The following is a 22,680-nucleotide window of genomic DNA, read 5'->3' as shown; positions in this document are numbered from 1 at the left end:
ATTGCTTCTCATTTAGAGGGAGCGAGGCCATTTTAATGAAAGATAATATAACATGGCCGTAGCCAAAAATCCAATCTGCCCTTCATTAAGCACTCCCCGCTTCCTGCTGATTTTTAGTCCTGGCGGTAATGAATGTACGCGCCATAATCAACAGCGTGATCAGGATCAGACTTCCATGAAAGAATGCAGCAAGCACAGGCAGGCTGGTCTTGTCAAGGACAGCCGGAGCCAGAATAAATCCGCAAGCGAAACCGAGCGATTTCAGAAGCATGCCTACCCCAAATATCCTGCCCCTTATATGATTGTCCGATTTTTGGAGAATGGTTGCATGCAGGGTGGTAAAAGCTGCGTCAAAAATACCGGTAAGAAATGCAATCAGTAATATTACAGGGATATAGCTGCTTGATAAAAAGATGATAAATCCTGATGACATCAGAATCGCAGAAATGAAGCATGCAAGATAGACCCTGCTTCCACTTGCCCATTTAAGCCTAGGCAGCAGGAATGCAGACAGGATGGATCCAATTCCCCATGTACTCCAAATCAGTCCATAATAAAAGCTTTGTCTGTCAGGATTAAGCGCTTCGGCTAAAATCGGGATCCCTAGATTATGGGAGCTTCCGGCAAAAGAGCCTGCAAGGAAGACAATGTTGACGAGCATGAGCATCGGTGCGAGCTTTAAATAAGCATAAACCTCTTTGATATCAGATGAGATGGAAGCAAGCTTCCCTTGAAGGGTTGATTGAACGCCAGCTTTCCTGCCAGGTGCCGTTTCCCATTTAAGCAGCAGTAATACAGCGGCAGACAGGAAATAGGTAGCTGAATCAATAATCAGTGTAATGTGGTAGCCTAAAATATCTGTTAAGATGCCAGCCGCCAGAAATCCGGCGACCAGACTGGCGGATGTGAGCCTGGAAATGAGAGCATTGGTCTCAAGCACCTTGTTCTCTCCAAAGATCTGGGGGATTTCCGCATTGAAGCTGACCATAAAACTGCTGTTGGAAAAACCGATAGCAAAGGATATGAGTATAATCATATAGGGTGTTGGAAAAGGAATCAGCGACAAAATTAAAATGCCCCTGGCCAGGTCGCTGATAATCATGATCTTCCTTCTGTCGAACCGGTCTGCCAGTATGCCTGAAAAAATACTCGAAAACACGCCGCCTGCTGTCCTGAATGCCATTGCGGCAGCCATCCACCCGGTGCTTCCTGTTGCGGCATATATGATGACATTCAGAACAATTGTATCCATGAATGTGCCAAAATCTGAAAATGCTTTTACATACAACAATATTTTTCTGTTCATTGCTTTGCTCCAGTGCAGTTTTTGTCTATTTTATCCGGTATCTGAAAATTTCGCAATGCGAAATTTTCAGGCAAATAAAAAAGAAGTGCTCTTGAGAAGCACTTCTTTTCTCCTTCTATTTCCCAATGAACATTTGTGTCCAGTAATTTCCTTCGCCTGTATGACCTACCCCTATGTGGGTAAAATTGCTGCTGAGAATATTTTTACGGTGCCCTTCACTCTTCATCCAGGCATCGACGACTTCTTCTGCAGATCTTTGGCCCATGGCAATGTTTTCGCCTGCTGTTGAGTACTCCACTCCAAAGTCCCTCATCATATCAAAGGGGGAACCATAAGTCGGACTGGTATGGGAAAAATAATTCTTCGCCTGCATATCATCCGATTTTTCCTGGGCGACCCCGCTCAGTGAATTGTCTGCCTTCAGTGCAGAAAGTCCATTCTTCGTCCTTTCTGCGTTAGTCAGCTCAATAACCTTTGATTCCATATCGCTGATGCTTTGGTCAGTGTTACGAGCCTTTTCCTGTCCCTGTTTCCCAGCAGCATTCTGTCCTTGTTCAGGCTGCCCGGCGCCACCCTGGCCGCCAGGAGCTGTTCCCTGGCCTGCTCCATACTGTGTGCCAGGGTCCATGCCTGTTCCCTGGCCTGCTCCATACTGTGCGCCGGGATCGATGCCCGCACCCTGACCTGCTTCGTTCTGGCCTGGAGCCGCCGGCTGTCCTTCCTGCCCTCTTTCTTCACCTGTATAAAAACGGAACATGCCATTTCCCTGCTGTTCTCCATGCGGGAAGTCTTTGCTTGGCATGCCTGTGCTATAACTATTGGGATCAATCGTAATATAGCCATTGTTGACTTCCTGAAGGCTTTCCATCATTCCTTTTGCCTGCTGGCTGCTGCGGTCACTAAAAAAGTTTGTCTGTCCCTGTCTGCCATTCCCGGCATTAAGTGTGTTGAGGCCGCCTTGCCTGTCATCCGCCGCATTATTAGAGGCACAGCCAGACACCATGATTACTGCAATAACCGCTGGCAAAAAGCTGAATTTCACTTTGCTCACTCTGTTAACCCCTTTTCATAATAATTTAACGGTCTTATTTTGCACTGCAGGACCGATTAATTATGAATGGTATTATTTTCAGCAGAGTAATTAAGAAGAAGCCGCCTATTCCTGCCGCACGACATGATAGTTTTCATATAGGGCGAGCCAGCTTTGAGGGGCACGGAGGCTGATTTGCCAGAAAGTGGAGCCAAGGAGCTGATACCGGTCCATAAGCAGGTATTTCTGCATATAGCTGCGGATATCATCGAACCAGACTATATGAAGCTGTCCATCATCATAATAATTGAAGGATGGTGCTGCCTTATTGCTGTCATACTGGATATTTGCCCCTTTTTCTATCGCGCGGTTCTGTGCCTGGAGAACTGCCAGAGAAACAGTCCTGTTGTCCGGTCCGGATTTATCATATCCATATAGGGGCAGGGCAATCTGCAGTTTTCTAGAAGGGATCTTGGAAATGGCGTACTTGACGACCTCTTCCATCCAAGGCAGCGGTGAAACGGGTTCAGGCGGGCCGCCTGGATAACCGTAATCGATTGTCATTACGGCGACAATATCTGCGGCAGCACTGATTGCCTCATAATCATAGGCGCCTATGATCCTGTTTGTTGGAATATCCTCTGTTTTTGCATGAACATTGACATGCAGAATCATATTTCCCAGGGCGTCCTTCAGCTCAGCAAGAAATCTTGAAAAGCTGGTTCTTTGTGTAGGGGGAATGAATTCAAAATCGATGCTGATACCGCTGTACCCCTTCTCTTTAGCCAGGCTGGCAATACTGCTGATCAGATTGGCTGTATACCGTCTGTCTCCCAGCACTCTTCCGGCCAGTTCGGGATCAAAGTCGCCATTCTGATAATTGCGGATCATGAGCAGCGGGAGGATGCCCAGCTCTTTACTTTTATTGATTATAGCGGTGTCATCAAGGAGCATGTAGGCTGTCCCGTCTGCCTGGAATGAATAGGCGGTAATGGCAAGGTAGGTAAGCAGGGGCGAAATTCCTTCAAGTATAGGGAAAAGAGCCTCAGCATTATAAGGCAAAATAAAACCAAGCGTCTGAATGCCGTATTTAAGTGGTGAAGGAATGAAAATGCTCTGTCCTGGCTGAAGATTATATGGATTCAAGCCGGGATTAGTTTTGAGGATGGAATCAATTCGTGTCTGATAGAAAAGGGTGAGCTTGTAAACAGTGTCTCCCTCCCTTATTATATGTGAGCGGACAGGCAGATTGTCCAGAGGGATATACAGTGCCAGCCCGGGCACTATTTCATTGGCATCATTCAATCCATTAAGAAGTAATATGTCGGCTGGGGAAACAGAATATGCATTGGCAATCTGCCATAAGGTGTCACCGTATGATACAACATGGATTCCCATTGCAGCACCTCAGATAGGTTTTTAATACCATCATATGGAGCTTCCTTATATAATAGAATGTAAGAAACTTAAAAGGTCAAGATCTCCTTATAAAAGGGAAAAACAGGGCATTCATCGCCCTGTTTCAATATTACATTAATTTTTGCTGTAGTCATCTGTTTCCGGTGAAACCATTCCTCCCGCTCCGGAAGTATTAACATCCGGTGCAGCGCCTTCAGGCTGGGAAGGAAGCTTATGGTGTTTATATTCTTTGTTGTTTTCATCCGCCAAGGGTGTCTGGCTGTGATCTTTCTTATCTATGGAAAGAATCTCAAACTCAGTTCCCTGCAAATACCCCTCGAGCTTTGTCCTCATATCATTATTATCTATCTTTCCTTCATAACGCAGCTGTAAATTGAGAGTTATCATAAACAATCCGTCCTTTCACTTTTTATTAAGGTCCTTCTATGCTTGTACGGTCACGAAGATGTACCAGGGGTTGCTTCGCCCTTTAGTGTTTCTTTTGCTTCTTCAATCGTTGTAAATACCAATACGTCTGTTACCTCTTGCCCGTCATGTGATACTGCAAGGAAGCCGTCTGCAAGCTGAAGGATATCTGCCAGGGTCCCTTCCTCGCCGCCATCCAGCTTGACTGATTCTTTAAAGTCCAGCTGCCCTTTTTCAGCCCAGGACTGAACCTCGGCTGAATAGGTCTCATAATCCATTCCTTCAGTAATTCTGTCATCAAGCTCACCAGCACTGAGCTTTTTTTCTTCTCCTTCCGTATTAGTCTGTTCGTTATACCCTTCTGTCGTATTCTCCTCATCTGATACGGTTTCTTTGTCATCCTCGGCACCGCAGCCTGAAAGCACTATGGCTGCAGCGGCTGCCAGGGTGTATATCTTTTTCACCGGATCCACTCCTCTGCAATTGGTTTTGTTACAATGTTAATACCCGTTTATCCAAAGAACATTCATCTTAAATGCGGTTCTTCACAGCAGAACGTTCATTAAACTCTGTTTGTGCAAAGTGCTGATTCTGAATTGCTTGAACTACTGTAAACTAATGTTACACATTCGTTCAACTGTGCTGAAGTCTGGCTGAAAGTGCCCGATATCAACTGCGGAGTATAGCATACAGCCCCAAAAATTAGAATTCGGGTGCATATGGAAAAATATTTCCTTTCCTAAAGCCGTGAATTCAACTATAATGAACTGTTAGGAAAGGAGGGTGTAAAATGGCTGAACTGACGCAATATGTTTTTTTTGACTTTGAGATGCTCTGTTCGAACAAAGGGATGCTGTTTGAAGATATGGAGGCAATCAGGCTCGGTGCAGTGAAATATGATCTGGTTACAGAGGAGCTTTCATTTTTCGATGAATATATAAAGCCGGAAAATCATAAGCCGCTCAGTATGTTCTGCAAAAAGCTGACTGGCATTGAAGATAAGGATCTTCGGGATGCAGACGGATTTGCTGATGTATTTACCACCTTTCTTTACTGGGTGAATGGAGTAAAGAAAACCAGATTCTATTCTTGGTCAAAAAGTGATCTGTCCCGTCTGAATGCTGATGCAGCCAGACATGGGATCCCGGCTGCCACGATTGAAAAAATTAATTCCAGATATGTCGACTTCCAGGAAGTGTTCTCAAACCGTGCGGCTAATAATACACCCTCTGTTGAAAATGCCCTGGGACTATATGGACTGGATTTTGTTGGTGAAACGCATAATCCGATGTTCGACTCCTACAATACATTGCGCATATTTTTTGCTTTTGAGCGGAATCCCCAGCTCACTGAAAAAATTATGGCTGAAAGATTCATTCTGCCGGGGAAAACACTCAGCTTGGATCAGATCAATGATGAGGTGAAAAGCCAGTTTGCCAAGGATATGGAAGAGTTTTTTTCCAGTCTGCAATGGATCTACAAAATGAAGGAAGCACAGCAGCTTGTCAAAAAAGCGAAAAGAATATGCAAGAGATATAAAAATGTCGCTGGCAGCACTTCCGGCATCTTTAATGAAGAACTTCGGAAAGATGCTAAAGATTTTATCCTTTTTTACGAAGGTCTAAAGAAAAATTACCTGGAGCATATCACCTATTCGTCCAGAATTCTGATTCTGGATGAAGAGAATTTTTCCTACAGGAAGATTCTCTTGGCGAGGGCCTCCGTTGATGGGCAAGACCGGCAAGCCGTTTAAGGCTTTCCGATACATATTGATTAACTTTACTTCATGATGAGGAGCTGTATAGAATGGAAAGAATAAAACTTAACGCGGATCTATCATTTTCCAGGATTATCCATGGGTTATGGAGGCTTGCTGACTGGGATCAGACAGACGAAGAAACGTTATCATTAATTGAATACTGCCTGGAGATGGGCATCACTACCTTTGACCATGCCGATATTTATGGAGGCTACACATGCGAGAATCTGTTTGGGAGAGCACTGGCTCTAAAGCCTGAATTGAGAGAAAAGATGGAGCTTGTTACTAAATGCGGGATTGTCCTCCAATCACCCAATAGGCTGCATCATAAGTCCCACCACTATAATACCAGCCGTGAGCATATAATAGAGTCAGTCAATCATTCCTTAAAGAATTTAGGGACAGACTACCTGGATGCATTGCTTATCCATCGTCCTGATCCTTTCATGGATCCTGAACAGACCGCACAGGCGTTTATTGAACTGAAGAATGCTGGAAAAGTCAGGAATTTTGGCGTTTCCAACTTCAAAAATCACCAATTCGATATGCTTCAATCTTACCTGCCATTTCAGCTGGTCACAAACCAGATTGAGCTTTCAGCTTACCAACTTGAAAATTTTGAAGACGGTACACTCAATCATTGCCAGGAAAAAAGGATTGCACCTATGGCCTGGTCACCCCTCGCAGGAGGAAAGATTTTCTCGGTTCAGGATGAAAGGGCACAAAGGCTTCAGGATACCTTGAAAAATATAGCAGTGGAAACAGGAGCCAGTGATATTGATGAAGTCCTCTATGCTTGGCTTCTGAACCATCCGGCGCGGATTATGCCGATCATTGGATCCGGCAAAAAGCACAGAATAGAAAAAGCAATTAACAGCCTGAAACTGAAGCTGGACAACCATCAATGGTTTGAAATTCTTCAAAGCTCCATGGGTCATGATGTACCATAACTGACAGACAGAAAGACCGGCCACAAAAGTGGACCGGCCTTTCTGATGCTGCAAAAATATCAATATGTTTATTGGAACATACCTTTGAAAGCTGGAGTGGAAATATCAACACCCTCAAAAACCTTTGTCATGCCAGTGATATAATCTTCTTTAAATGTCTCTGCTTCAGCCATGTCCTCTGAACCGGCCTTAAGAAGCTCGCCTTTTTTTGTGAAATATTGAACGAGGTTTTCAGATGCTCCTTCGATATCCGCGGAATAGTCGCTCAATTCTTCCGGAATTTCGATTCCGTCCAGGCCAGGTTCGAAAGCAGAAGCTGCTTCTGCCGGATCTTTGCCCTCTTCTGCTAAAGATGCCTCAGTACTGCGGATCAGCTTTGTGACTTCTGATTGATAGCTTAGAAGCGCAGATTTTTGTTCTTTGCTGGCGTCAGCCTGATCAGCTGTTTCAGTCTCGGCTGCTGAGGTATCCTTTTCGGTATCAGCCTCTTTAGACGTGTCTTCTGAACACGCTGCCAGGCCCGCAGTCATAAGTGAAGCCATTAATAATGCCATAAATTTTTTCATTTCTCTCTCTCCTTTTTCTGTTGACCCTTTTTTAAAAATTAGATTATTTACTGACAATTTATAATTTACCTAGTTTTCATACTTTTTTCAACCCCTTTTCGTTCGAAAGTCGAAACAAAAAGATATTTTTAAATAATTTTTAAATATTATGAATAGGCGAAATATTTGCTTTTTTATTTATAAAAAAAAGACCTCCCCCTGGAGGTCTAAGCTAGCTGGTTCTTCTTCCTTTAACAAGATTGATAATGAGCAGAACAGCAGCAATCACGAGGAGAATGTGAATGATCCCCCCTGCGATTTTAAAAATGAAGCCAAGCAGCCAGAGCACTAGAAGTGCCCCTATGATAAATTTCAGCATGGTTATCTTCCTTTCAAATCATGGTACCATCTAAGTACCCTTTGATGCTTTAGCATAAACACACGATATATCAGCTGGGATCAGCTTCATCCAGAATTAATGTTGTTACATTCGTATATTCGCCTTTCTGCCTTTCCTGTGCTGAGGCATCCTGGTTCAGTTCCTCATTGTCATCAATACCCGGTGCCATTGTCGGTTCTTTCCTATCCTCAGACAATTTGATCACTCCCTTTTAATGTTACTATCTCCGTTTAAAGAGATCATATTCCGGTTTAGCACAGTTCGGAAAGGGAAAAAAACTATTAATAAGATGAAAGGAGTTTTTTATATGATTAAAGAATACTCAGTTGTACCTAATAAGGATGAAAACCTCTGGCTGGTAAAGCTTGAAGATGCAGCACCTGCAGCCCAGTTCGGCAGCCGTTCTGCAGCAGTGGAAGAAGCTGAAAAGATGGCTAAAGATAATAAGCCGAGCAAGGTGACCGTTATGGACGATAATCATGAGGTCATCGACGAAAAGTTATTTCAATAAAATTTAAAAGCCCAGCCTGTACAGGCTGGGCTTACCTTTTGCTGTTTAAGCCCTCTTCGATCAGTGACTCCAAAAGTATTCGGTAAGAGCTGCAGAGCTCTTCCCCTTCCGTGTCTCCAGCTTCCCCGCAATACTCCCTGAATGTGTCCATTTCCGTAAAGACTAAATGAAGCAGCCCTTCGTCAAGCTTCAGATTCATTTTCAGACCTGGTGCATCATTCCAGGGCAGCTGCATCAAAAGCTGCTGATAAAGATCATGGAAGATGCTGTACTCCCTTTTCAGCTGTTCCCTCTCGCCTATAAGAATATCATCTCTGGTTTGGATCACTTCCCCTCTCCAGTGGATATTGAAGGTGCAAAATGCCAGCCAGAAAGATCTTTCTTTCGGTGAAATCATGATGGTTCCTGCAATGTCTGCCTTACTGCCTTCATCAAACGAAAATATGTCCATATCTGCCTCCCGGTCTGTTCTACCCCTTCTGTGTCACCTGCCTATTATTTGCAGCTTTTCTGCAATCATTACATAGGATAACGCAAAACCAGAAAGGAGCTGTGCCCTATCAGCACCCATCATAATTCAGGAAAGCCCCCCATCTTATTCACTGATAACCTGAAGAATTCGGCCCTCGGGAATCAGGAAATTTACAAAGACAGTTTATTCAGAAAGGCTGTCACACGATCAATAGAATCTGTTAAAAAAGATATGCTCGCTGCAGCAGAACGGCATTCGAAGCATCTTGCTGAGTTTGAGGCAGCTTATGTAAAAAAGCTGAAAGAAAGTATGATGCAGCAGGAGGAAGCTGGCTCGAGGATTCCGCAGCGTCTGGATCTGATGGAAAATCATCACCTGCAGCTGGCAGAAACAGTGGAGCAAAAAGCGGCTGCCCAGGAAAAATGGAATGATCAGCAAATCATACAGGAAGCAATGATGCTGGAACTATCCCGAAAGATAGATAATCTGCTTCAGCCTCATGTACTTTTAGAAGAGCAGGAAGATTTGAAGAATAAAGTGGATTCTCTCGCAAATTTGCATGAAATGACCCATTTGACCATTATGGAACGTCTTGATAAGCAGGAAGATCTGCTTCAGAAACTGGGCAGGCATTACGAAGAACTGCGTTCAGTCATGCAGGATCGATTTGCAGCTGTCAGCAGTTTTCTTGAAGACCGTTTTTATAAGCTGACACAGCCTGTACAGCGTTTCGTGATTAAAGATAAACAGATGGAAAAAGAGGAAGGTGAAAAAACAATTGGATAAAAGGAAAGAGGCCGAATGGTGTATCGGCCTCTTTTTTAGTCACTATATTAATCAAGTATCCTGACAGTCAAAGTCTGTCTGCCAAACTTGATTGCTTCTTCTTTGGTCGAGATAAAGACATCAATTTTATTACCTTTAATGCTGCCGCCTGTATCTCCAGCAATTGCATTGCCATAACCTTCAACATATACCTTTGAGCCTAGAGGAATGACATTGGGATCTACCGATATGACTTTCTGATCTGGATTAGCATTTAAATCAATTCCCGTAGATGTGACGCCTGAACAGCCCTCACAGCTGGCAGTATAGGCGGTTGCTGTAACGGTGATTTCCTTGCCATCCTCTTCCTGCTTGACAGGTGCACTGGCTTCGGGAGCTGGCTGGGCATTTACAGATGCTTTACTTTCAGCTGGCTTAGACTCAGCTGGAGCTGTTTTCTCAGGAGCAGAAGACTTTTCTGCAGCTTGCACGGCCTGCTGTTTTTCAGTCTGTGCCTGTTCTTTACGCGCTGGTGATGCCTGTTTTACCTCTGTGCTTCCTTTTGGATGGATGACCAGAACCTGATCAGGATAGACCAGCTCTGAAGAAAGATTGTTCCAGTGCATTAAATCGCTAACGGAAACACTGTAGTTCCTGCTGATATTCCAAAGCGTATCCCCGGATTTAATTATGTATTTTTTTTCTGGAAAAATAGAAAGAGTGGTTTCTGCTCTGATCATGTCTGAAGATAAATCATTCCACTGCTTGATATCATTTATTGTTACTTCATATTTTTGGGAAAGCCCCCAAAGGGTATCTCCCTTTTTCACGGAAATTTCATCTGCTTGTGCATTGGCTCCGGCAGATCCGGCCATGGCTGCTGCCGCTACTAAAGATAAGATATGTTTTTTCATTCTGATAACCTCCTGATAGCTATTTCTCGCTAACGGAATCTATCATAGCATGAAAAAATCTGAGAAAAAGAACAGGCAGATAATAAATCCTTTACGTTCATGACAAGCAGTTAACAGCAATATTTCGCTTCTCGAATTTTCTCCTAATTTTTGTCGGAGGTGGAAAATTCTAAAATTATTTGATAATTCCCTTCACAAATAACGTAACTGAATGTATACTGTATTATAACAGAAATAAATAAATTTAATTGTACTATAAAAGGAGGAATTATCATTGATTAAGAACCCGGTTGAATTTTTCAGGACGCTTCCGAAGAAGGAATGTCCGGAATGCGGCGAGCATATGGAAGAGCAGGCAGAATTCTACTTGCAGGAATGCGACAGATGCCTGGCTAAAAAACATGAATAGCATTCGGAAACGGGCTGAGCCCGTTTTTTTTTGCGGCAAAAATTAAAAATATTTAGATAAATGATATGAAAAAGCCTTCCGATGAAGTATAATTTACTTAGGGTACCGAAACATTTTCCCGATTTATATAAAGGAGGTCTTTATAAATGACTGAAAAAACACTTGTTAAAAGACTCGCACGCTCAGAGGTCCCTGAGGCTATTACATGGGATTTGAATGATTTGTTTTCAACTGAAGAAAGCTGGAAGAGTGAGCTTAAAAGCCTTGAAGCCGACCTGGCCCAGTTTGATTTATATAAAGGCAGGCTTGCCGGCGACTCTGCTGTCCTGAAAGAATGCCTCCTGGCACAGGAAGCTTATTCAATCCGGATGGTCCAGGCCGGAACCTATGCTTCCCTCCGCCAATCTGAAGATGGATCTGATCCTGACAATCAGTCCAACGCTTCCCTGGCAGCTTCGCTCCGTGCAAAAGTAAATTCCGCCCTTTCCTTCATTGAATCGGAAATCCTGGCTTTTGAAGACGGGATGCTTGAGAAGTACATAAAAGAACAGCCGGAGCTGGAAGCATTCAGAAAGAATCTTGAAGAGCTTCTTGAAACCAAAAAACATAAGCTCAGCCCAGAGACTGAGGAAGTCCTTGCCTCACTTGGCGAGGTCCATGCATCTCCATATCAGGTTTATCAGAACAGCAAGCTGGCAGATATGCAGTTCGCTTCATTTGAGGACAAGGAGGGCAATGTACTGCCAAATTCTTTTGCCCTGTTTGAAGACCGGTATGAATTTTCGCCTGATACACATACAAGAAGAGCAGCTTATGAATCTTTCACTGATACGCTGAAGCAGTATAAGAACACGTTTGCTGCCGCCTATTCGGCGGAAGTGAAAAGACAGGTGGTTCTTTCCCGGGCTAGAAAGTATGAATCTGCAACAGAAATGCTGCTGGAGCCTCAGCAGGTTACAGAGGAAATGTACCATAATCAGCTTGATATCATCGGGGAAGAATTGGCCCCTATCATGCGCAAATATGCTGAACTGAAAAAGACGGTACTTCGCCTTGATAAGATGACATTTGCTGACCTAAAAGCTCCGCTTGACCCTGAATTCAACCCGGCCACCACCTATGAGTCTGCAAGTGAAGTCATCCTGGAAGCTCTTCAGGTGATGGGGCCTGAGTATACAGAAATAATGAAAAAAGGCCTTGAGGACAGATGGGTCGACCTTGCTGACAATATCGGCAAGTCGACAGGTGCGTTCTGCTCAAGCCCATACGGTTCTCACCCTTATATCCTGATCACATGGACAGATACAATGCGCGGAGCATTCGTACTGGCCCATGAATTAGGCCATGCAGGCCATTTCTACCTGGCAAATAAAAATCAGCGGATCATGAATACCCGTCCCTCTACTTACTTTGTTGAAGCGCCATCGACGATCAATGAGCTTCTGCTGGGCCAGCATCTTCTGGAAGGTACAGAAGATCCGCGGATGAAGCGCTGGGTCATCCTTCAGCTCCTTGGAACCTATTATCATAACTTTGTTACGCACCTGCTGGAAGGAAGGTATCAGAGAAGGGTCTATGCTTTGGCTGAGCAAGGGGTGCCCTTGACGGCTGCTTTATTATGCAGAGAGAAGAAACAGGTGCTTGAAGACTTCTGGGGCAGTTCAGTTGAAATCGATGAAGGTGCAAGCCTGACATGGATGAGGCAGCCTCATTACTACATGGGTCTATATCCTTATACTTACTCTGCGGGATTGACTGTATCAACTGCTGTTGCACAAAGGATCAAGGAAGAAGGGCAGCCTGCCGTTGATCAGTGGATCAATGTATTGAAGGCCGGAGGAACGAAAAAGCCGCTTGAGCTTATCAAGGATGCGGGCGTTGATATGAGCAAGCCCGATTCAATCCGGAAAGCCGTTTCTTTTGTCGGTTCTCTTGTTGATGAACTGGCTGACAGCTATCAATAATGTAACAAAGGGTGAGCCTGTTTCAGGCTCACCCTCTTTAGTCAAGCGGTCTTAAAGCAGAAGTGCGGTCAATGAAAAGAAACCCATCATACCGGTCAGAAATCTGTGAAGGTACGTAATTTCCATTTAGTTCAAATTCCGGATTATATACAACTCCCACCGCTCTGTGTCCAATCGTTTCTTGAAATAGGCTGCGATTTTCGCTGTTAAAGAGAATTAGTTTATTATGTGCACCTGCCTGGTGAAGCAAATCCTCCCAGCTCCCTTCTGCTGCAGGAGGCAGAAGCATCACTTCCCTTCTCTTCCCCCAGCTGCGTCCGGCAATCACGGTCCCATCGTATGTTCCCAGACCGAGCGCAAATACTTTACCGGCATACCTCTCCCTGAGAATCTGGCCGACATTTGTCATCCCATGCATTTTCATATCAGTCGCTCTGGCATCACCGATATGCGTATTATGCTCCCAGATGACGATCTTTGTATCTTCACCATAATATTTAATGATTTCCTCAACTGCACTGACCATATGCCTGTCCCTGATGTTCCAGTCCTCAGCGCCGCCTTTTACCATTGACCGGTAATAACTTTCTGCATGAAGGGCAACAAGGCTGTTGACTGAAAGGTTAAGCGCCGTTTCATTTTGGGGAGGGTATTTTGCCAAGTCTCTTCGTATATTAAGCAGCAGCGCCATTACTTCTTCCTCGCACGATTCTCCATAAAAGCCTGATGACACCGCATAGTCCTCAGGATTCCTGTAATAAGGCTCAAAACATGAAAAGGCTTTTTTGGCAGCTTCTGCGTCAATGGAGCTGTCTTTTTCAAGATGCTGGATGATTTCCTCCATTGACTCCCATAAACTGTAGACATCCAAACCGTAAAAGCCAATCATATATTCTTTTGCCTGCTCATTATAATCCCTGAGCCATTCGATAAAATCCTGGATCTCCTGATTGGCCCACATCCATTCCGGCCATCTGTTAAATGCTGCTTTCAAGACATCCTGAGGCAGGCGCTGATTATACGACTTAATATAGCTGTTAACCTCAAAACATGAGGGCCAGTCCCCCTCTACACAGACAGCCTTGAAGCCGTATTGTCCGATAAGCTTCTTCGTCAGCTCTGCCCTCCAGGTATAAAATTCAGAAGTTCCATGGGAAGCTTCCCCGAGAAGGACGAATTGGGCGCTGCCGGCAGCCTCTGCTGCTGCATCTAGATCATTGAAATCATTAATCCTTATGCTGTGCGCCTGGATATCTGAAATTATTCTTTCTGGATCATTTTTAAACATTCCCTGCCTCCTCTTTTCCTATCTGGTATTCGTATTCCCGGCTGTACCCATCCAAAAGCCTCTGCTTTAATTTGGTCGTAATGCATAGTGGAGATACATCAGGAAAAACTTTTAAATAGAAGGTTCGAAAAAAAGGAGGGGATATACTTGCAGGAGAAAAAAACAGAAGACCCTAAGAATTTTGCACCCTACGAGCCTGAAATGACAATAGACACTGATGCTCGCGGGATAAACGAAAGAAATACACCTGGAGACTCTGTCAATGAGCATGAATCACTGGAAACGGCCAATGGCATCATAGCAGCAGGCGAAATCGGACAGCAAAACGAGAACTTATAAAGGAGAATGCCAATATGGATATGATCAATCCTAAAGAAGTAAAAGCCGGGGACGAGGTATTTGTCATATATAACAACCCCCATACCCCTACCGTCTCAAATATCCGGGCAGCGGAAATCGTCCAGCATCCCAAAGATCCTAACGCGTATGCCCTATTCCTAAACGAAACCTTTCACGTAATCGAAGACGACGACGCCCTATTCACCTCACAAGCCGCCGCAGAAAAAGCATTTGAAGAACATTATGAATAGAAAAGCGGAGGCGACTGTTCAGGTGCGACAAGCATAAGACGCTTTGGAATTGAAGGCGTTCTTTGCCTTCGGTTCCAAAGTGGCTTATGACTCGAGGGTCTAGGCTTTGGAGCTAGACAGAAAGAAAAGCGCAGGCACTGTTCAGAATTAAGGAACGCAGGCTAAAGACGCCACGTCCTGTGGCAACGCCTGCATGACCCGCGTCCTGCGGGCCCAGCATAAGACGCTTTGGAATAGAAGGCGTTCTTTGCCTTCGGTTCCAAAGTGGCTTATGACTCGAGGTTCTAGCCGCCGTAGTTGGACAGATAGAAAAGCGGAGTGCGCTCGCTCAAGAAGGAACACAAGCTTAGAACTCTGCGCGATGCTAACAAAAAGAAGCCTGATAAGGTTCAGGCTTCTTCCTATTAAGCGTGCAGCATCAAATCTTAGGGAGCTCTCTTATTTCAGCAGTCATGCCTGTTCCGCAAAGGGGGCATAATAGGTCATCGGATGCGAAATCCTTCCTCATCCACCCATTGCAGGATTCGCCGGCGCAGGAGTATACTTCAGTATCCATCAAGATGTCTTCTGGCTTTTCTTCTTGTGCTCTCTTGTTGAAAAAAATAGGAACCGCCTCCTTTTTTTCTAGTATGTGCAGGTTCTGCCTTTTTAACCTGTAAAATAAAAAGAACTGGAGGAATAAGCTTGGAGTCAAATAAAAGATATACCGCTGCAGGAACTGATATTGAAGAAGTAAAGAAGAAAAATGCAGCCTCAGGACTGTCATACAACGAAGTCAAAAGGCAGCTGGCAGAAAAGCACCAGAGCAGGGATAGATAACAGCCTTAACTGGGTGCTGTTATTTTTCAATCCAGCATCCACAGCCAGATGCAGGCGGTATGGCTCGGAATAATAGGTGTTTCTCCGGCTGAGCCTTCTCAGCTCAGGCGGAAAAAGTGAGTCACTGCTCCCCTTCCTTTCGCATGCAGAAAAGCCCGGAGCAGTGTGCTCCGGGCCATGATCCTTCTTTATTGATTTTTCAGGTCTTCCGGCAGCGTATTGTGGAGACTTTTAGGAGCCGGGTTCAGGAATGGCTTCTCTGCATTCGGTTTTGGATCTGCAACATATTCATATTCTCCCTGGCCATCAAGTGCAGGTCCGCTTGCCCAGCGTCCTGCCCCGCTTTCCTGGCCTTCAGAAAGATTATATAGCTTATAAGCAATATCCTTTTTCTCGAGCTCGCGAGGGAATGTGCTTGGTGCAATGATGCCTTCTTTTTCCTCCAGTTCAGCAATCGCTGCCATCCATTGATTCTGGTGGTAAGAATCCCTGGCAATGAGGGTAGAAAGCAAATCTTTAACTCCTGCGTCATCGGACATTTCGTATAGACGTACTGCCTGCAGGCGCCCCTGGGATTCAGCATTCAGGTTGGCCCTGAAGTCAGCCAGCAGGTTGCCGCTCGCAATGGTATAGCTGCCCATCCACGGATTACCGACACTGTCGCTCGGGCGGGCACCAAGTCCGCTTACAATCGCGTGCTGTGGATTCATTCCTCCGAGGACCGCACCAATGACAGGATCTTTTGCTGCATCTTCCTGATCCTTGACAGGTGCGTTATCGAGCAGGCGTGCAACCATGGTCGCTAGCATTTCAACATGCCCGATTTCTTCTGTCCCTATATCCAAAAGCAGGTCCCTGTACTTTTCATTTCCGCGGGTAGCCCATCCCTGGAACATATATTGCATGGCCACGGTCATTTCTCCATACTGCCCGCCGATCAGCTCTTGCAGCTTCTTGGCAAACAACGGATCTGGCCGTTCCGGCCTTGCTTCAAATTGCAGTTCTTTCACATGATAAAACATAAAACTCCTCCTCAACAGGTGTAATTTAGTTCGGCTGGATAAGCCTTCCTAGAATAACTACCCCTGTTCAAGAAAGGTAAACTATAGAGGAATTCGAGAAAAAGCTTACTTATGCAGTTAATATATACCTGTTATTATTGTGGATGAATATGCTGCAAAAGTCCTCCCTTGGGTCTATGTTCTCAATCGAGAAGGTCCCTCCTTCTACCCTTTTTATGCCAAATGTATTGTTTTTTTAGAAACGAAAGCATACAATCCATTTCGGCAAAGAAAAAGTAAAAGGGAGATTAAGAATTGAAACATACGCAAAATGAAAAGCTTAGCATCTATAATGGCCTGGCTTCTACTATATCTACCAATGCGGTAAACGGCTATATCCCTCTCCTGGCAATCAGTGTGCTTGGGGCAACAAATCAGCAAATGGGACTGATAAGTTCCCTTCCATCTATCATCGGGCTTCTGGCCATCATTCCCGGAGCAATATGGATCAATCGTTCTCCGAGCAAAAAAAGGGTTGCCGTTGCCTCAACTTTTGCAACAAGATTCCTTTTTATGCTGATTTTATTTGTACCGTTTCTGCCAAAGGAATATGCGCCCTGGTTCCTTGTTGGGCTCATTGGTCTCCTCAATTTCCCGGGAGCTGTTTCCGGACTGTCCTGGCAGTCAATGATCGGAGATCTGGTCCCTGAAAAAAGACGCGGTGAATTCTTTAGCACACGCAACCGCCTTAATACAATTGCTGCAATGTTTATAACTTTCGGGACCGGATTTTTTCTGCAGCAGTATGATCAAAGTTCCCCTTTTCCGTATCAATTGCTCTTTGTGATTGGCTTCCTCTTTGCGCTGCTTGAAGTTTATTACCTTTTTAAGCATAAAGAAAGTCCTGTGATAAATGAAAAGCAGGAAGAGGGTATCAAGACAAAGAAACTATCGTTAGCGGTTTTCAGGCACAAGCCATTCCTAACATTTGTTGTCTGCGGACTTTTATTTAATTTTGGTGCACAAATGGCATGGTCCATTTTCAGCATATATCAAATAAAGGAAGCGGGAGCTACTGCCCTTTGGCTTTCCCTGTTTTCTGTTACCAACCAGCTGGCCCAGATTGCCAGCATTAAATGGTGGGCAAAAGCGGCAGACAGGAAAGGCAACAGCTTTATTCTGTTCATCGCCGCAGCTGGCATGTCAACGGCCCCTCTCCTTACAGTCGCTTCATCTAATCTTGTTTACTTGACGCTAATCAATCTCTGGATCGGCCTTTTTGTCTCGGGAACCAATCTGCTATTGTTCAATCAGCTTCTTAATGCTTCACCGGAAAAAAACCGGACCAGCTATATAGCCAACTATAACTTCTTGTTATCTCTAGTTGGTTTTATCGCCCCGCAATTCGGAGTGTTCCTGCTTGACCATTTCGGTATGTTATCTGCTATGAGCATAACTTCAGCTGTCCGTTTTGCAGCTGCGCTTTCCTTCCTGTTTGCGGCTATAACATTAGAAAGAAAAAAGATGGCGGTGGCACTTTAAGAGCAGGATATCCTGCTCTTTTTATATTTAGCCGGGTTTGTCATTGCTGCTATGAATAGATCATTTTTGAGAATCAAAGTTTAACAACCCTTTTCACACTATTAGTCACGAAGATTTTCTTGCTAAATGGTCCCATAACAATTTGCAGCAGTAGAGCCTTAGGAAAGTTGTTTTATTTCTGCCTGTAAAGGGTTTGACATTTCCTGTGTTGAATAAGTATTGGTAACGCTTACAAACGGGGTGGTATTGTTGCTTGAAACTGAAATAACAGCAGATGAAATTCAGGAGGAAACCTCTCTCCTTCCCTCATACAGGAGAGATATGCGCGAGTATACGGAAAAGCAGGCCGGCAGATTCATTAAGATGAACACAGTAAGGGATTGGTCCGTGCTCTCATGGAAAGATATCGGCAAGCCGTACGAAGTGACATCATTTGCTAAAGAAAAGCATGACTGGGAAAGGGAACATGAAAAGGACCTTCCCGTCCATACATCCTGGGAAATGTTCAACCGTTCCTTTCATCAGTGGTTTGTTAAGGATGTCCCAGCCGAAATGGACAGGACTAAGAGGGATTTCTTCAAAAATGCAGCTATGATAAAGCCCCGTGCAGCGAAAACAGCTTTGGGCGAGCTGGTAAGGCTTTCACTATGGAATTATGTTCACAGGATTCAGGATGGAATATGGGATCCGCGCGGGAAAAGAGGCCTATTTGCCAACCTGGATCTTGATAAGCCACGTATTCTTTTCTTGGGTGCCGCAGAAGGTTATGAAGCAATGCAGCTGTCTGCCATGTACCCAGGGGGAGAAGCAGTTCTGGTCGATTATGATCCGTTTTGCAGGGATGCACGTTTTGAGGAATTTCCCGATTCATATCCCTTCCTTGGGCAGAATAACCAAACAGGCGGCAGAAAAGCTTTTTACAAAAATGATTTCCAAATTGACTATGTCGTGGACGATATCAGAAATCTTCCTTATGGAAAAGAATTTGATATTGTTTTGAGTGTCGGCCTGCTGGAGCATTTTCCTGATAAATTAAAGCCCGAGGTGGTTGATTGGCACAGAAGATTTTTGAAGCCTTCAGGTTATATTGTCATGACAACCCCAAGAGCGCAGCTCAGGTCAAAGCTTTATTATGAAATAATGGCCGATGTCATGAACCATACGTACAGGGAGCTCATGACAGTCGAGCAGATGGGACTTTATATGTATGAAAACGGACTGGAAATCCTTCAGCACGGCTATATTAAAGTGCACAATGGCATTGTAGCAAGGGTTAGATAAAGAGATGGAATCAAGCTGCATAGCGCAGCTTGGTTCCAGTTAATTCTTATAGTCTGCCCTCTTGCCCACTTCAGCTTCTCCGCCAGTCTGATTGCCTGTTGTAGCGGTATAGCCGACCTGGTAGGATGAATCGCGCTGTTTCTTTAATGCATTTGGCATTTTGTATTGTGACATATCATCTTGTGCTTCTTTTGGCATGAGAAATCCCTCCTTGTTTCTGTCATTATATTGTTATCCTTTTCAGGATTTTCATTCAAAGATCTTCCCTGGCAGCAAGACTTGTTCCAGGGGAAAATGAAAAAAGGAATCTGTCCAGAGACAAATTCCTTTTTTCGCTTGATGCAGAAAGGATCAGTAGCCCCCTCCTACATATGCAGCGCCAACGATAATCAAAAGGATGAAAAGCACGACGATAAGGGCAAACCCTCCGCCGTATCCGTATCCAGCTCCACCGCTCATTTATTGCACCCCCTTTATCCGCGACCTAGGGTATTGTATGAGAGGGATGGCTGTTTTGAATGGGCTAATAGTATCTTTGTGCTTAATTGAGCTTTTACCATAGAAATGGGACAAAAGCTAAAGCGGCAATTGCACCGAACGCAATGCCGATGCCAAAGCCGCCCCAGCCCCAGCCGTAAGGATACGCAAATCCATCAAACTCTCCATATCCGTAGCCGCCATAATTCCTGCCTCCGCCTGCAGGTCTGATAAAAACTTTTGAAGGTGTAACACGTTCAATAACTCCCACATGCTCTCTTCCATGCACAGTCCGGATCCGCACCATTCGGCCCACACCGCCTCTGCACTGGTTATAATAGCTTCTTGACATTTCAATCACCTCCGATATGTTGTCCGCTAACATCATATGCAGGTGGGCCTGTCAGATAATGGACAAACGTCAGGGGGCAAATGCGGATATTAACCAAAAGCTGGAGAGGATATTCCCGACGGCAAAAAAGCGCGGAGCAATTTCGGCTGCGCATTTTTCATTCACGATCCCTATCCAAATGTCTTTTGGTCAAAAGCAGGCTGGCAATCAAGGTGAGCTCAAAAAGATTTGTAACAGCTGCACTGCCTGGGTCAAAGGGTATGGCGCTTCCTGCAGTCATAATAGCAATTCCGGCAAACATCCAGAACCAGCCTGTTTTTTTCCAGACAATACACGCGGAAATTAAGAGAAAGACCGATACGCCAATCACCATAATTGGCGGACCGTCAGAATGCAAGGGTGCATACTTCAGTACCCCATATTCAGTTACTGCCTCAAGCTGAAGATTACTGACGGCATAGAATTCGATGAACATTAAAAGAATGGTTAATAGCCAGGCAATCGCCAGGCTTTTCTTTTTATCAAGGACTCTTGCACCTGATTCTTTTGCAGCATACCAGGCAAAGAGAACTAGCAGAGGTGTTGCGGCAGCATGGAAGATAAATCTCATTCTATTGAGAGACAAAAGCATTTCTGATTTCCCGGCCATCTGTCCTGCCGCGAGAGTGCTATTATCATAAATCAGGCCAGCTATAATCACTAGCAGTACATCTCCATATGAGGCTCTTCCCTTTTTAATCAATAGAGACATTCCCCAAACCAGCAGCATGGTGTAAATGAAAGCATAAATAGCGAAAAAATAAGGATCCATTCAACCCCACCCTTTGTTTTTTCTTCTGTTTCCCTGAACCTGGGTAGACTAACCATATCTAATCTTCTTCAATGAAGATATGGAAGATGATATCCATGTATTAATTTTCTAAACAATTTTATAAAACAAAATACTGGACTGTAAACGGATTCATGTTAAAATGAAACAGGTTAATTAGTTGGATGTCTGACGTCTGTTCTCATACAACATTTGGAAGACGTTTATGAAGTTTTTCTAAGCTAAAGATTACTATTAGTTTTTAAGGGGTGGAACTGATGAATTTACTTTGGGGACTATTTGGGATTGCAGTCGTTCTTGGAATCGCTCTTCTCTTCTCTTCAAACAGAAAAGCGATCAATCTTAGGACGATTGCTGGAGGACTTGCCATACAGCTTATCTTTGCTTTCGCGGTCCTAAAATGGAATGCGGGGAAAAAAGCGCTCGAGATGCTCACTGAAAAGGTGAACAATATCGTAGGCTATGCGAACGAAGGAATCAACTTCCTGTTTGGCGGACTGTTTGCCGATGGAACGAATATCGGGATGGTGTTTGCTTTCCAGGTTCTGCCGACTGTCATATTCTTCTCTTCTTTAATTTCTGTACTTTATTATGTTGGCATCATGCAGTGGGTTATCAAGATTATCGGCGGCGGCCTTTCAAAGCTGCTTGGGACAAGCAAGGCAGAGTCCATTTCTGCAGCAGCCAATATTTTTGTAGGACAGACAGAAGCTCCTCTCATTGTCCGTCCATTTATCAGCAAGATGACCCGGTCAGAATTATTTGCCGTCATGACGGGCGGACTTGCCTCAGTTGCAGGTTCAGTACTGATCGGCTATTCCCTGCTGGGCGTGCCGCTGGAATATCTCCTGGCTGCGAGCTTTATGGCTGCTCCTGCTGGCTTGGTATTGGCAAAGATTATGATTCCGGAAACAGAACAATCACAGACAGATAAAGAGATTACTATTGAGAAAGATACAGAGTCTGTCAATGTAGTTGATGCAGCCGCAAAAGGCGCCAGTGTCGGCCTTCAGCTTGCATTGAATATCGGGGCCATGCTATTGGCTTTCATAGCGCTTGTTGCTATGATCAACGGATTGATCGGCTTTGTCGGCGGAAGGTTTGGCGTTGATAATTTGTCTCTTGAAATGATTCTCGGATATCTATTCTCACCAATAGCATTTGCAGTCGGTGTGCCTTGGTCAGAAGCAGTCCAGGCTGGCGGATACATTGGCCAAAAGCTTGTTCTGAATGAATTTGTGGCCTATTCTTCCTTTGCTCCTGAAATCGGGAATCTGTCTGAAAAAACTTCAGCCATCATCAGCTTCGCTTTATGCGGATTTGCAAATATTTCATCGATGGCCATCCTTCTTGGCGGTCTTGGAAACCTGGCTCCTGACCGGAGAAGCGATATCGCTAAACTTGGATTCAAAGCAGTCGTCGCAGGTGCGCTGGCTTCATTGCTGAGCGCAGCAATCGCAGGGATGCTATTGTAAGAAACCTGGATAAGTATGTTAAAAGGGAAAGAAGCACCCCGCTTCTTTCCTTTTTACGTAAACGATTCATCTCTAATTACACTTAATCCTTCTGCATGCTTCTTCCCCATCTCGGTCCTCATTTGAATCGGATATCATGAACAGTCCCAGCACAAAGCTCCTCATCTAAAATATATA

At 44.5% G+C, this 22,680-nt stretch carries 29 protein-coding genes; 12 read left to right on the top strand and 17 right to left on the bottom strand.

Features of this window, described 5'->3' with window-relative positions:
* Positions 1-85: 85 nt before the first annotated feature.
* The 5 genes from ACQCVH_RS12115 to ACQCVH_RS12095 form a co-directional block, all read right to left on the bottom strand.
* Positions 86-1,306, bottom strand: coding sequence for an MFS transporter (locus tag ACQCVH_RS12115; RefSeq protein WP_426835929.1), 1,221 nt, complete (start codon positions 1,304-1,306; stop codon positions 86-88).
* Positions 1,307-1,421: 115 nt separating this feature from the next.
* A complete protein-coding gene (locus tag ACQCVH_RS12110; protein WP_426835928.1) occupies positions 1,422-2,357 on the bottom strand; it encodes a CAP domain-containing protein in 936 nt (311 codons plus the stop codon).
* 105 nt (positions 2,358-2,462) lie between these two features.
* Positions 2,463-3,734 (bottom strand): glycosyl hydrolase family 18 protein, encoded by a 1,272-nt coding sequence (locus ACQCVH_RS12105; RefSeq protein ID WP_426835927.1) that lies wholly within the window; start codon positions 3,732-3,734, stop codon positions 2,463-2,465.
* A 135-nt stretch (positions 3,735-3,869) separates the two neighbouring features.
* Positions 3,870-4,142 (bottom strand): hypothetical protein, encoded by a 273-nt coding sequence (locus ACQCVH_RS12100; protein WP_426835926.1) that lies wholly within the window; start codon positions 4,140-4,142, stop codon positions 3,870-3,872.
* Between the two features lie 50 nt (positions 4,143-4,192).
* Positions 4,193-4,624, bottom strand: coding sequence for a hypothetical protein (locus ACQCVH_RS12095; RefSeq protein ID WP_426835925.1), 432 nt, complete (start codon positions 4,622-4,624; stop codon positions 4,193-4,195).
* Between the two features lie 326 nt (positions 4,625-4,950).
* Between ACQCVH_RS12095 and ACQCVH_RS12090 the strand changes: the two genes are divergently transcribed.
* Complete coding sequence (locus ACQCVH_RS12090) at positions 4,951-5,913, top strand: 3'-5' exonuclease (protein ID WP_426835924.1); 963 nt, start codon at positions 4,951-4,953, stop codon at positions 5,911-5,913.
* 53 nt (positions 5,914-5,966) lie between these two features.
* Positions 5,967-6,869, top strand: coding sequence for an aldo/keto reductase (locus tag ACQCVH_RS12085; RefSeq protein ID WP_426835923.1), 903 nt, complete (start codon positions 5,967-5,969; stop codon positions 6,867-6,869).
* A 68-nt stretch (positions 6,870-6,937) separates the two neighbouring features.
* Here ACQCVH_RS12085 and ACQCVH_RS12080 read toward each other — a convergent pair whose 3' ends face one another.
* The 3 genes from ACQCVH_RS12080 to ACQCVH_RS12070 form a co-directional block, all read right to left on the bottom strand.
* Entirely contained in the window at positions 6,938-7,435 is a 498-nt protein-coding gene (locus ACQCVH_RS12080; RefSeq protein ID WP_426835922.1) for a hypothetical protein, read from the bottom strand.
* A 211-nt stretch (positions 7,436-7,646) separates the two neighbouring features.
* A complete protein-coding gene (locus ACQCVH_RS12075; protein WP_426835921.1) occupies positions 7,647-7,793 on the bottom strand; it encodes a lmo0937 family membrane protein in 147 nt (48 codons plus the stop codon).
* 70 nt (positions 7,794-7,863) lie between these two features.
* The gene (locus ACQCVH_RS12070) at positions 7,864-8,010 is read right to left on the bottom strand and encodes a hypothetical protein (RefSeq protein WP_426836166.1); all 147 of its coding nucleotides are present in this window, start codon (positions 8,008-8,010) and stop codon (positions 7,864-7,866) included.
* Between the two features lie 111 nt (positions 8,011-8,121).
* Between ACQCVH_RS12070 and ACQCVH_RS12065 the strand changes: the two genes are divergently transcribed.
* The gene (locus ACQCVH_RS12065) at positions 8,122-8,325 is read left to right on the top strand and encodes a DUF2188 domain-containing protein (protein WP_165352535.1); all 204 of its coding nucleotides are present in this window, start codon (positions 8,122-8,124) and stop codon (positions 8,323-8,325) included.
* 31 nt (positions 8,326-8,356) lie between these two features.
* Here ACQCVH_RS12065 and ACQCVH_RS12060 read toward each other — a convergent pair whose 3' ends face one another.
* Positions 8,357-8,776: a hypothetical protein gene (locus ACQCVH_RS12060; protein ID WP_426835920.1), complete on the bottom strand. Its 420-nt coding sequence runs from the start codon at positions 8,774-8,776 to the stop codon at positions 8,357-8,359.
* A 252-nt stretch (positions 8,777-9,028) separates the two neighbouring features.
* Between ACQCVH_RS12060 and ACQCVH_RS12055 the strand changes: the two genes are divergently transcribed.
* Positions 9,029-9,583 carry a hypothetical protein gene (locus ACQCVH_RS12055; protein ID WP_426835919.1) on the top strand — a complete coding sequence of 185 codons (555 nt, stop codon included), beginning with the start codon at positions 9,029-9,031 and terminating at the stop codon, positions 9,581-9,583.
* A gap of 47 nt (positions 9,584-9,630) precedes the next feature.
* Here ACQCVH_RS12055 and ACQCVH_RS12050 read toward each other — a convergent pair whose 3' ends face one another.
* Complete coding sequence (locus ACQCVH_RS12050) at positions 9,631-10,476, bottom strand: 3D domain-containing protein (RefSeq protein ID WP_426835918.1); 846 nt, start codon at positions 10,474-10,476, stop codon at positions 9,631-9,633.
* 274 nt (positions 10,477-10,750) lie between these two features.
* On the opposite strand from ACQCVH_RS12050, the gene yhfH reads away from it, so the two are divergent.
* Together yhfH and pepF are read left to right on the top strand one after the other, a co-directional pair.
* Positions 10,751-10,885: a protein YhfH gene (gene yhfH, locus ACQCVH_RS12045; protein WP_426835917.1), complete on the top strand. Its 135-nt coding sequence runs from the start codon at positions 10,751-10,753 to the stop codon at positions 10,883-10,885.
* A gap of 146 nt (positions 10,886-11,031) precedes the next feature.
* Positions 11,032-12,849 carry an oligoendopeptidase F gene (gene pepF / locus ACQCVH_RS12040; protein ID WP_426835916.1) on the top strand — a complete coding sequence of 606 codons (1,818 nt, stop codon included), beginning with the start codon at positions 11,032-11,034 and terminating at the stop codon, positions 12,847-12,849.
* 37 nt (positions 12,850-12,886) lie between these two features.
* Here the strand turns inward: pepF and ACQCVH_RS12035 are convergent, their stop codons facing one another.
* Positions 12,887-14,137, bottom strand: a complete 1,251-nt coding sequence (locus tag ACQCVH_RS12035; protein ID WP_426835915.1) for an erythromycin esterase family protein — start codon at positions 14,135-14,137, stop codon at positions 12,887-12,889.
* Positions 14,138-14,284: 147 nt separating this feature from the next.
* On the opposite strand from ACQCVH_RS12035, the gene ACQCVH_RS12030 reads away from it, so the two are divergent.
* Together ACQCVH_RS12030 and ACQCVH_RS12025 are read left to right on the top strand one after the other, a co-directional pair.
* On the top strand, positions 14,285-14,476 hold the full coding sequence (locus ACQCVH_RS12030) for a hypothetical protein (protein ID WP_426836165.1): 192 nt from the start codon (positions 14,285-14,287) through the stop codon (positions 14,474-14,476).
* Positions 14,477-14,490: 14 nt separating this feature from the next.
* Positions 14,491-14,727, top strand: coding sequence for a transcriptional regulator SplA domain-containing protein (locus tag ACQCVH_RS12025; RefSeq protein WP_009793826.1), 237 nt, complete (start codon positions 14,491-14,493; stop codon positions 14,725-14,727).
* A 418-nt stretch (positions 14,728-15,145) separates the two neighbouring features.
* Here the strand turns inward: ACQCVH_RS12025 and ACQCVH_RS12020 are convergent, their stop codons facing one another.
* The gene (locus ACQCVH_RS12020; protein WP_426835914.1) at positions 15,146-15,421 is read right to left on the bottom strand and encodes a cold-inducible protein YdjO-related protein; all 276 of its coding nucleotides are present in this window, start codon (positions 15,419-15,421) and stop codon (positions 15,146-15,148) included.
* Here ACQCVH_RS12020 and ACQCVH_RS12015 point away from each other — a divergent pair.
* Positions 15,412-15,546: a hypothetical protein gene (locus ACQCVH_RS12015; RefSeq protein ID WP_426835913.1), complete on the top strand. Its 135-nt coding sequence runs from the start codon at positions 15,412-15,414 to the stop codon at positions 15,544-15,546. The two genes, ACQCVH_RS12020 and ACQCVH_RS12015, sit on opposite strands and share 10 nt — an antisense overlap.
* Positions 15,547-15,734: 188 nt before the next feature.
* Here ACQCVH_RS12015 and ACQCVH_RS12010 read toward each other — a convergent pair whose 3' ends face one another.
* Positions 15,735-16,568, bottom strand: coding sequence for a manganese catalase (locus ACQCVH_RS12010; protein ID WP_426835912.1), 834 nt, complete (start codon positions 16,566-16,568; stop codon positions 15,735-15,737).
* Between the two features lie 294 nt (positions 16,569-16,862).
* Between ACQCVH_RS12010 and ACQCVH_RS12005 the strand changes: the two genes are divergently transcribed.
* Entirely contained in the window at positions 16,863-18,089 is a 1,227-nt protein-coding gene (locus ACQCVH_RS12005) for an MFS transporter (RefSeq protein WP_426835911.1), read from the top strand.
* A gap of 249 nt (positions 18,090-18,338) precedes the next feature.
* Positions 18,339-19,370 carry a class I SAM-dependent methyltransferase gene (locus tag ACQCVH_RS12000; RefSeq protein WP_426835910.1) on the top strand — a complete coding sequence of 344 codons (1,032 nt, stop codon included), beginning with the start codon at positions 18,339-18,341 and terminating at the stop codon, positions 19,368-19,370.
* Positions 19,371-19,409: 39 nt separating this feature from the next.
* Here the strand turns inward: ACQCVH_RS12000 and ACQCVH_RS11995 are convergent, their stop codons facing one another.
* The 4 genes from ACQCVH_RS11995 to ACQCVH_RS11980 form a co-directional block, all read right to left on the bottom strand.
* Positions 19,410-19,568 carry a hypothetical protein gene (locus ACQCVH_RS11995; RefSeq protein ID WP_426835909.1) on the bottom strand — a complete coding sequence of 53 codons (159 nt, stop codon included), beginning with the start codon at positions 19,566-19,568 and terminating at the stop codon, positions 19,410-19,412.
* 153 nt (positions 19,569-19,721) lie between these two features.
* Entirely contained in the window at positions 19,722-19,829 is a 108-nt protein-coding gene (locus tag ACQCVH_RS11990; RefSeq protein WP_224897087.1) for a YjcZ family sporulation protein, read from the bottom strand.
* Between the two features lie 94 nt (positions 19,830-19,923).
* Positions 19,924-20,199: a hypothetical protein gene (locus ACQCVH_RS11985; RefSeq protein ID WP_426835908.1), complete on the bottom strand. Its 276-nt coding sequence runs from the start codon at positions 20,197-20,199 to the stop codon at positions 19,924-19,926.
* A gap of 157 nt (positions 20,200-20,356) precedes the next feature.
* On the bottom strand, positions 20,357-21,010 hold the full coding sequence (locus ACQCVH_RS11980) for a phospholipid phosphatase (protein ID WP_426835907.1): 654 nt from the start codon (positions 21,008-21,010) through the stop codon (positions 20,357-20,359).
* A gap of 275 nt (positions 21,011-21,285) precedes the next feature.
* Here ACQCVH_RS11980 and ACQCVH_RS11975 point away from each other — a divergent pair, with 275 nt between their 5' ends.
* Positions 21,286-22,503, top strand: a complete 1,218-nt coding sequence (locus tag ACQCVH_RS11975) for a NupC/NupG family nucleoside CNT transporter (RefSeq protein WP_426835906.1) — start codon at positions 21,286-21,288, stop codon at positions 22,501-22,503.
* Positions 22,504-22,680 lie beyond the last annotated feature (177 nt).

The sequence above is a fragment of the Bacillus infantis genome (genome assembly GCF_050107595.1).
Taxonomy (GTDB): domain Bacteria; phylum Bacillota; class Bacilli; order Bacillales; family Cytobacillaceae; genus Bacillus_AB; species Bacillus_AB infantis_C.
The sequence above is the reverse complement of the archived record's forward strand: the minus strand, read 5'-3'. Positions and strand labels throughout refer to the sequence as shown.

What these genes read in the sequence shown, in the direction of transcription:
- ACQCVH_RS12115 (WP_426835929.1), bottom strand. Translation starts at nt 1,306, where the DNA reads ATGAACAGAAAAATATTGTTGTATGTAAAAGCATTTTCAGATTTTGGC.
- ACQCVH_RS12105 (WP_426835927.1), bottom strand. Translation starts at nt 3,734, where the DNA reads ATGGGAATCCATGTTGTATCATACGGTGACACCTTATGGCAGATTGCC.
- ACQCVH_RS12100 (WP_426835926.1), bottom strand. Translation starts at nt 4,142, where the DNA reads ATGATAACTCTCAATTTACAGCTGCGTTATGAAGGAAAGATAGATAAT.
- ACQCVH_RS12090 (WP_426835924.1), top strand. Translation starts at nt 4,951, where the DNA reads ATGGCTGAACTGACGCAATATGTTTTTTTTGACTTTGAGATGCTCTGT.
- ACQCVH_RS12085 (WP_426835923.1), top strand. Translation starts at nt 5,967, where the DNA reads ATGGAAAGAATAAAACTTAACGCGGATCTATCATTTTCCAGGATTATC.
- ACQCVH_RS12080 (WP_426835922.1), bottom strand. Translation starts at nt 7,435, where the DNA reads ATGAAAAAATTTATGGCATTATTAATGGCTTCACTTATGACTGCGGGC.
- ACQCVH_RS12075 (WP_426835921.1), bottom strand. Translation starts at nt 7,793, where the DNA reads ATGCTGAAATTTATCATAGGGGCACTTCTAGTGCTCTGGCTGCTTGGC.
- ACQCVH_RS12065 (WP_165352535.1), top strand. Translation starts at nt 8,122, where the DNA reads ATGATTAAAGAATACTCAGTTGTACCTAATAAGGATGAAAACCTCTGG.
- ACQCVH_RS12060 (WP_426835920.1), bottom strand. Translation starts at nt 8,776, where the DNA reads ATGGACATATTTTCGTTTGATGAAGGCAGTAAGGCAGACATTGCAGGA.
- ACQCVH_RS12055 (WP_426835919.1), top strand. Translation starts at nt 9,029, where the DNA reads ATGCTCGCTGCAGCAGAACGGCATTCGAAGCATCTTGCTGAGTTTGAG.
- ACQCVH_RS12050 (WP_426835918.1), bottom strand. Translation starts at nt 10,476, where the DNA reads ATGAAAAAACATATCTTATCTTTAGTAGCGGCAGCAGCCATGGCCGGA.
- pepF (WP_426835916.1), top strand. Translation starts at nt 11,032, where the DNA reads ATGACTGAAAAAACACTTGTTAAAAGACTCGCACGCTCAGAGGTCCCT.
- ACQCVH_RS12035 (WP_426835915.1), bottom strand. Translation starts at nt 14,137, where the DNA reads ATGTTTAAAAATGATCCAGAAAGAATAATTTCAGATATCCAGGCGCAC.
- ACQCVH_RS12025 (WP_009793826.1), top strand. Translation starts at nt 14,491, where the DNA reads ATGGATATGATCAATCCTAAAGAAGTAAAAGCCGGGGACGAGGTATTT.
- ACQCVH_RS12010 (WP_426835912.1), bottom strand. Translation starts at nt 16,568, where the DNA reads ATGTTTTATCATGTGAAAGAACTGCAATTTGAAGCAAGGCCGGAACGG.
- ACQCVH_RS11995 (WP_426835909.1), bottom strand. Translation starts at nt 19,568, where the DNA reads ATGCCAAAAGAAGCACAAGATGATATGTCACAATACAAAATGCCAAAT.
- ACQCVH_RS11990 (WP_224897087.1), bottom strand. Translation starts at nt 19,829, where the DNA reads ATGAGCGGTGGAGCTGGATACGGATACGGCGGAGGGTTTGCCCTTATC.
- ACQCVH_RS11985 (WP_426835908.1), bottom strand. Translation starts at nt 20,199, where the DNA reads ATGTCAAGAAGCTATTATAACCAGTGCAGAGGCGGTGTGGGCCGAATG.
- ACQCVH_RS11980 (WP_426835907.1), bottom strand. Translation starts at nt 21,010, where the DNA reads ATGGATCCTTATTTTTTCGCTATTTATGCTTTCATTTACACCATGCTG.
- ACQCVH_RS11975 (WP_426835906.1), top strand. Translation starts at nt 21,286, where the DNA reads ATGAATTTACTTTGGGGACTATTTGGGATTGCAGTCGTTCTTGGAATC.